Raw genomic sequence first — 7,373 nt, 5'->3', positions numbered from 1 at the left:
ATGCGGGTGGGGCACGGGTGCTCCTCGGGGTGGGTGCCGCCCACCGCCCGCCCCGACGTGTCGCACGTCCCCGGAGCCGCCGTGGGCGGCTGGGGACGGGTCGACGTCGCAGCCGCTGCTACAGCGGCTGCCACCCGGTGCGCGGGGTCGTCAGCACCCTTCGACGGTACGCGCGCCCGACGGGCCCGTCGAGACGTTTCCCCGGGTCGGGACCGCGGTGCGGGCACCCTCCCCCGGCCACCGCGAGCACCGAGCGTGCCCGAGGACGCCGGAGCGTGCACGTGGGCGGAACCGACCCGCCGCGACCCCGGTTTCACCGCGCGGACCCCCTGCGGTCTTCGTAGCGTCGAACCCGTCGGCGGGAGACCGCACGCCGACCGCGCACCCTTCGGAGGAGACCACGATGACCGAGGTCACGGCCCACCACGGACTGTTCAAGGACACGAACCTGCACGTCGACGACACCGGCGGCGCAGGACGCCCCGTCGTGCTGATCCACGGCTGGCCCCTGTCCGGCGCGTCGTGGTCGGAGCAGGTGCCGGCGCTCACCGCCGCGGGGCACCGGGTCGTCACGTACGACCGCCGGGGTTTCGGCCGCAGCGACAAGACCCGCAGCGGGTACGACTACGACACCCTCGCCGACGACCTGCACTCCCTCCTGGAGCAGCTCGACCTGCGCGACGTCACCCTCGTCGGCTTCTCCATGGGTGGCGGTGAGGTCGCCCGGTACGTCGGCCGGTACGGCACTGACCGCCTCCACAGCGTCGTCTTCGCCGGGGCCGTCCCGCCCTACATGGCCAAGACCGACGACAACCCGCAGGGACCGCTGACGCAGGAGGCGGCCGACGAGATGGAGTCGGGCCTGAAGTCCGACGAGGACGCGTTCTACGACGGGTTCGTCACGGACTTCTTCTCCGTCGACGGTGAGCTCCAGGTCACCGAGGCGCAGCGCCGGGAAGCCCGGGAACTGACGAAGCAGGCCGACCACAAGGCCGCCCTGAAGACGATGGAGGCGTTCGGCACGACCGACTTCCGCGAGGACCTGCCGAAGGTCACCGTTCCGACGCTGGTCATCCACGGTGGCTCCGACGCGATCGTCCCGTTCGAGGGTTCCGGCGCCCGCACGCACGCCGCCGTCGCGGGAAGCCGCCTGCACGTCGTCGCGGGAGCCCCGCACGGGTTCAACGTCAGCCACGCCGAGGAGTTCAACCGGGTCCTCCTCGAGTTCCTCGCCTCCTGACCCCCGGCACCACCACCAGACTCCGAGGAGTTCCCCGTGAAAGCACTCGTCTACAACGGCGCGTTCGACGTCTCCGTCCAGGACGTCCCCGACGCGACGGTCGAACGACCGACGGACGCCGTCGTCCGGATCACCTCGACGAACATCTGCGGCTCGGACCTGCACATGTACGAGGGCCGCACCGGCATGGAGACCGGGCGCGTGCTCGGTCACGAGAACATGGGCGTCGTCGAGGCCGTCGGCTCCGGCGTCGACCGGCTGAAGGTCGGCGACCGCGTCAGCCTGCCGTTCAACGTCGCCTGCGGAAGCTGCGAGAACTGCGCCGCGGGCCGGACCGCGTTCTGCCTGCGCGCCAACCAGGCGGGGACGGCCGGTGCCGCCTTCGGGTTCGCCGCGATGGGTGAGTACGCCGGTGGCCAGGCCGAGCTGCTGCGGGTGCCGTGGGCCGACTTCAACGCCCTCGTGCTGCCCGAGGGCACCGAGAAGGAACTCGACTACACGATGCTGTCGGACATCTTCCCCACCGGCTGGCACGGGGTGGAACTGTCGCGGTTCGAGCCGGGTGACTCCGTCGTCGTGTGGGGTGCCGGTCCCGTCGGCCTCATGGCCGCGCACTCGGCCCGGATCCGCGGCGCCGCCGAGGTGTTCGTGGTCGACCGTCACCCCGACCGGCTCGCGCTGGTGCGCAAGGCCGGCGCCACCCCCGTCGACGACTCGGCCGGCGACCCGGTCGAGCAGATCATGCAGGCCACCGGGGGCCGGGGTGTCGACCGCGGCGTCGAGGCCATCGGCTACCAGGCGCACGACCCCTCCGGCCAGGAGGACGCCTCGATGGTCCTGAACCAGCTCGTGCAGGTGGTGAAGGCGACCGGCGGGATCGGTGTGGTGGGCGTTTACCTGCCGCAGGACCCGGGCGCGAAGGACGAGTTGTCCCAGCAGGGCAAGCTCGCCTTCGACTACGGGACGTTCTGGTTCAAGGGCCAGTCGATGGGCACCGGCCAGTGCAACGTCAAGGCGTACAACGTGAAGCTGCGGAACCTCATCACCTCCGGTGTCGCCACGCCGGGCTTCATCGTGAGCCACGAGCTCGACCTCACCGAGGCGGGTTCGGCGTACTCGACGTTCGACCGGCGCGAGGACGGCTGGACGAAGGTCGTCCTGCACCCGGGGGACCTCGCCACCGCGCGCTGACCCCGGGACCCGTGGCGGGAGGGACCCCCGGCCCGTACCGTGCCACCGTGCTGACCGTCGACGACGTGCGCGAGCTGGTGGCCAGGCACTGGGCCGTGGGTCCCGTCGACGTCTCGTCCCTGCCCGGCGGCATGAACTCCACGACGTGGACGGTGACGGGGAGCGGCGGCCGGTGGGTCGCGAAGGCGGTCGCCGCGGCGAGCGAGACGGGCTTCGCCCTCGGCCTGCGGGCGGCGCAGGTGGTGGACGCCGCCGGGGTCCCGGCCGGGGCGCCGGAACCCACCCGGCAGGGTGAGCTGCGCGCCGGAACGCTGGCCTTGCTGCGCCGGGTCGAAGGTGCGCCCCTGACCGGTGCGGACCCGCGCGAGCAGGTGCTCATCGGCACCACGCTCGGGCGGGCCCACCACGCCCTCACCGCCACGACGGGACCCGGGTCGCCCGGTGCCTTCCCGCACTGGGTCGACCCCGGTGCCGCCCACCTCGAGGTGGAGCCCTGGGTGCGCCCGGCCGTGCGCGACGCCCTCGCCCGGTACACCGCCCTCCGGGCGGCCGGGCCTCCGCTGACCTGCGCCGTGCTGCACGGTGATCCCGATCCGGGCGCGTTCCTGGCGCTCGGGGACGGGGACTGCGGCCTCATCGACTGGTCCAGCGCCGAACCCGGCCCGCTCTTGTACGACCTCGCGAGCGCCGCGCTCTACCTCGGCGGCCCCGACCGCGCCACGGCGCTCGTCGAGGCGTACGTCGCGACCGGCGTCCTCGCGCCGTCCGAGGTCGAGCGGGGCCTCGACGTCCTGCACGCGGTGCGGTGGGCGGTGCAGGCCGACTACTTCGCGCACCGGGTCGTGACCGACGACCGCACCGGGATCGACGACCCGGGGGAGAACGCGAAGGGTCTGCACGACGCCCGGGAGTTCTTCGGCTCCGGCGGCTGACCGGCGCCTACCCCAGTCCCGGGACGTGCAACCAGTGGATGAGCTGACCGGCTCCGAGCAGGACGGCGGCGAACCGGACGGCGCGGCCCAGCACCCCCACGACGAGGAAGTCGACGGTGCGCATCCGCGCCAGCCCCGCGCTCACGCTGACCAGCAGCAGCGGGGGCAACCCCACCGACGAGCTCAGCGCCAGGACGAGGACCCCCCGCCACCTGCCGCGGGTGAGCATCGCGCCGCTCCAGTCGGTCAGGCGTCGCTGCCACCGCGGGACCGGTTTCGCGCGGGTCGTCGACGAGCGCCAGTGCCCGAGCCGGAAGTAGAGGTACTTCGCCCCCATCTGCCCCACGGCGGCCGCGAGCGCCGCCGGCAGCCACGGCAGGGGGTCCTCCAGCGCCTGGGAGGCGACGAGAGCGGCCTCGGCGTTGACGAAGGGGGTGAGCGCCGAGACGAAGGAGAGCCCGAGGAGGGACAGCGACCCGACGATCGGGTTCACGGGGCGGCGACCGCGAAGAGGCCACCCGTGACCACGCAGTCGGCGTCCCGCCGTCGGGGCAGCCGGGACGTGCGCAGGAGCGAGTAGCCCTTGACGACCACGAGCACCGTGGCGATGGCCGCGGGGACCCACAGCGTCACGTCCGTCAGGAGCAGCACGGCGATGAGCCCGCTGTTGAGCGACTTCGCCACCTTCGACCAGTTCAGCAGGAACACCCGGCGGTCGACCGCGCCGAAGTAGTTCGGGCTGTTGATCGGGAACAGGTAGAAGCTGAACGACAGCAGGAAGTCGACGACCATGAACTCGGCGAGGAACAGGACCACCACCAGCGCGGTCTCCGGGTGCAGCGCAGCCCACCCGAGGAAGAAGCACGCACCGCAGGCCCGGTCGCAGACGATGTCGAACACCGCGCCGAGCGTGGTCTCCTGCCCCAGCCGGCGGGCCAGCGCCCCGTCGGCGATGTCGCCGATCCAGTACACCGCCAGCGCGACCGCCAGCCACACCTCGGAGCCGACGAGGATCGCGACGGCCGCGCAGGCCAGGCTCCCCACCGTCCGCGCCGCCGTGACGGCGTTCGGGACGTTGACCACGCGGCCGTCCCCCTCGTGCCGGCACCCCCGGAAGTGACCCACCACGACGCCTCCCCCACTCGACTGCTGACGGCACCCGCGGGTGCCAGGACACGGTGCGTCCCGGGTCAGGGGACCCGGAGGTTCTCCAGGGCCGCCGCCTGGCGGACCCGGCCGGCGAGCAGGCGGGCCAGGAGGTCGCACGCCGTCGTGGTGACGAGCGCCACGACGACGACCACGACGACGGGCAGCAGGACGTACGGGGACCAGCCGCCGTCCGCGGCGCTCGCGACCAACCCGAAGGTGTACGGGACCGCGGCGACGACGGTGCCGACGACCGTGGCGGGGACCGCCGTGCGCCGCAGGCACGCCGCCTGGACGCGGACGAGGCGCCGGGGTTCGACCCCCAGGGCCGCGACGGACGCCACCGCTCGCCGGTTCCCCAGCAGCTGGTCGGTGAGGCTCAGCAGGAGCGCCGCGACCGCGACGAGCCCACCGACGACCCCCACGACGGCGGCCAGTGCCGCACCCGTCACGTAGAAGGCGACGTCGGACCAGTCGTACCCGCCCCCGCCGCTGCGTTCGGTGAGGACCTGGGCCACCATCGCCGCCTCGACGCCGAAGGACAGCCCGCACACGAACAGGACCCCGGCCGTTCCGGTGATGGCACCGGTGCTGCCCCGGCGCTGGGCGTCGGCGAGGAGGTGCACCGCGCTGTCCCCCCGCGCGAACCACCGGCGGCCGGATCTGCCCCGCCCCGCGACCGGATCGGCGGGAGCACCGGGGGAAGGGGGCTGCGCCCGGCGGGAGACGCCGGCCGCGGACCGGGCGGCCCCTCCCCCGGCGGCCAGGAGGAACAGGACGACGGTCAGGACGAGCAGGGCCGGGAACACCTGCTCGGACCGGGCCAGCGCGGGCGCTGCCACGACGAGCGCCACCCCGCTCAGGGCGCTGAGCAGGACGAAGGTCCGCGACGGGACACCGGCGCCCGCCCCGTCCCAGGACAACCGTTCGGCCCGGCGGAAACCGAGGACGGCGAGCAGCCGCGCCGCCACCGCGAGGACTCCCACGACCGCGAGCCAGACCAGTGGCATGACCCAGTGCAGGGGCGGCAGCAGCCGCGACCCCGCCGGCAGCGCCACTCCCAGGACGAGCCACAGCACCAGGTAGACCGGCCCGGCCAGCAACCCCCCGCGGACGAACGCCGCGCGGGTCCGCGCGATCCGCAGCCTGCGCACGTCCGCCCACGTGGCCCCGGCGAGCAGGAGCCGCCGGCTGCGCCGCTCGTCGACGACCCGTCCGACGCGGACGGCCTGCACGGCCAGGGCGAGGAAGGGCAGGACGAGGAGGACGGCCGCGATCGCGAACCCCGGGCGCAGACCCGGTTCGGCCAGGAACGGGGCGAGCCCGCGGGGCGCCGCGAACGTGTCCTCGGTGATCCGGGTCCCGTCCGCCCCCGTCCCGACGGAGGTTCCGGTGAAGACGTCGTCGCGGACGGTCGCGGCCGACGCCGCGATGAGCAGGGCGACCCCGGTCCCGGCCGCGGCGGCGGCCGTGGCGCGGAACCGCACCCGGTCGGTCGCCGAACGCACGGTCGTCAACGACCGCACCGCGGCCGGCTGGAGCGACGAGGCGGCGCTGCGCCGGGGCGCGAGGTCCGCGCTCACCGCAGCACCGTCTCGCGCTCGACCCGGCCCTCGCGCAGCCGGACCTCGCGGTCGGCCGTCGCGGCGACGAGGTTGTCGTGGGTGACGAGGACGACGGCACCCCCGTCGCGGCGGGCGACCGCCAGCATGAGGTCGAGGGCGTCCGCCGCGGCGACGGCGTCCAGGCTCGCGACGGGTTCGTCGGCCAGCAGGAGCCGCGGGGAGGTGATGAGCGCGCGGGCGATCGCGGCCCGCTGGGCCTGACCCCCGGACAGCTCCTCGGGGACGGCCTGCCCGGCCTGTTCCAGACCGACCCGCGCGAGCGCGTCCCGGGCCGCGGTGCGGGAGGCGGCGAGGTCACCGCCGTCGAGCAGCAGCGGGAGGGCGACGTTGTCCTCCAGCGTCATGTCCGGCACGAGCTGGCCGTACTGCAGGACGATGCCCACGTCCCGGCGGCGCAGGACGGCCCGCGCGGTCTCGCCGAGGTCGTGCAGGTCGTGGCCGAGGAGCCCGACGGCCCCGGCCTGGGGCACCAGCAGCCCGGCCGCGACGTGCAGCAGCGTCGACTTGCCGCACCCGCTGGGCCCGGTCACGGCCACGACCTCACCGGGTTCCACCGTGAGCGAGACCTCGCGCAGCGCCGGGGTCCTGGCGTAGGCGTGGCTGACGCCGCGCAGGGCCAGGGTCGCACCGGCACCGGTCGCGTCCGTGCGGGACAGGCTCATCGGGGGCCTTCCTGGTCGGGGTGTCGTGGACGGGTCTCGAGCGCGGTGGCGGCCTCGTCGAGCCAGCGCAGGTCGGCGTCGAGGTGCAGGGCCGCGTAGCGGCGGGCCAGGCGGGAGCCGAGGTCCTCCCCGGGACCCGCGGGAGCTGCGGCGGCCAGGGACCTGATGCGGCGCAGGTGCGCGACCCGCTGGTCGTCGACGAAGGCGCTGGCCGGCCGGTCCGGGTCCCTCGTGCGCAGGGCGACGACCGTCTTGCGCACGAGGTCCTCCGTGCCGGAGACCGCGGGCGGGGCCGGCTCGGCCAGCCACTCCCGCAACCTCGCCCGGCCCGCGTCGGTGACCGTGTAGACGGTTCGTTCCGGCCCCCCCTCGGAACGCGTCTCGACCACCTCGGCCAGACCGTCGCGGACCAGCCGCCCGAGCGTGGCGTACACCTGCCCGAAGGGCAGCGGTTTGGCGTCGGGGAACCACGCGTCGTACTCCCTCTTCAGGTCGTACCCGTGCGCGGGCCCCGCCGTCAGGAGCGCCAGGTGCAGCTCGACGAGCGACATGATCGGCAACGTACACCACGTGTATG

General features: G+C 74.4%; 8 protein-coding genes. 3 read left to right on the top strand and 5 right to left on the bottom strand.

What is annotated here, in order from left to right; all coding sequences use genetic code 11:
- The first annotated feature begins 403 nt into the window (after positions 1 to 403).
- From AB2L28_RS20425 to AB2L28_RS20415, 3 genes are read left to right on the top strand one after another with little or no spacing between them, the layout of a single operon-like run.
- Positions 404 to 1,240, top strand: coding sequence for an alpha/beta fold hydrolase (locus tag AB2L28_RS20425; protein WP_370720837.1), 837 nt, complete (start codon positions 404 to 406; stop codon positions 1,238 to 1,240).
- Positions 1,241 to 1,276: 36 nt separating this feature from the next.
- Complete coding sequence (locus AB2L28_RS20420; protein ID WP_370720836.1) at positions 1,277 to 2,431, top strand: glutathione-independent formaldehyde dehydrogenase; 1,155 nt, start codon at positions 1,277 to 1,279, stop codon at positions 2,429 to 2,431.
- Between the two features lie 47 nt (positions 2,432 to 2,478).
- Entirely contained in the window at positions 2,479 to 3,363 is an 885-nt protein-coding gene (locus AB2L28_RS20415; protein ID WP_370720835.1) for a phosphotransferase enzyme family protein, read from the top strand.
- Positions 3,364 to 3,370: 7 nt separating this feature from the next.
- On the opposite strand, the gene AB2L28_RS20410 is transcribed toward AB2L28_RS20415, so the two are convergent.
- From AB2L28_RS20410 to AB2L28_RS20390, 5 genes are all read right to left on the bottom strand, one after another.
- Positions 3,371 to 3,856 carry a hypothetical protein gene (locus tag AB2L28_RS20410; protein ID WP_370720834.1) on the bottom strand — a complete coding sequence of 162 codons (486 nt, stop codon included), beginning with the start codon at positions 3,854 to 3,856 and terminating at the stop codon, positions 3,371 to 3,373.
- On the bottom strand, positions 3,853 to 4,446 hold the full coding sequence (locus tag AB2L28_RS20405; protein WP_370720833.1) for a CDP-alcohol phosphatidyltransferase family protein: 594 nt from the start codon (positions 4,444 to 4,446) through the stop codon (positions 3,853 to 3,855). Before AB2L28_RS20405 ends, AB2L28_RS20410 begins: the two co-directional genes overlap by 4 nt.
- A 107-nt stretch (positions 4,447 to 4,553) precedes the next feature.
- On the bottom strand, positions 4,554 to 6,092 hold the full coding sequence (locus tag AB2L28_RS20400) for a hypothetical protein (protein WP_370720832.1): 1,539 nt from the start codon (positions 6,090 to 6,092) through the stop codon (positions 4,554 to 4,556).
- A complete protein-coding gene (locus tag AB2L28_RS20395; protein WP_370720831.1) occupies positions 6,089 to 6,796 on the bottom strand; it encodes an ABC transporter ATP-binding protein in 708 nt (235 codons plus the stop codon). Before AB2L28_RS20395 ends, AB2L28_RS20400 begins: the two co-directional genes overlap by 4 nt.
- Entirely contained in the window at positions 6,793 to 7,347 is a 555-nt protein-coding gene (locus AB2L28_RS20390) for a PadR family transcriptional regulator (RefSeq protein WP_370720830.1), read from the bottom strand. Before AB2L28_RS20390 ends, AB2L28_RS20395 begins: the two co-directional genes overlap by 4 nt.
- Positions 7,348 to 7,373: the final 26 nt, after the last annotated feature.

The sequence above is a fragment of the Kineococcus mangrovi genome, assembly GCF_041320705.1.
Taxonomy (GTDB): domain Bacteria; phylum Actinomycetota; class Actinomycetes; order Actinomycetales; family Kineococcaceae; genus Kineococcus; species Kineococcus mangrovi.
This window is presented reverse-complemented; position numbering and strand designations above follow the sequence as displayed.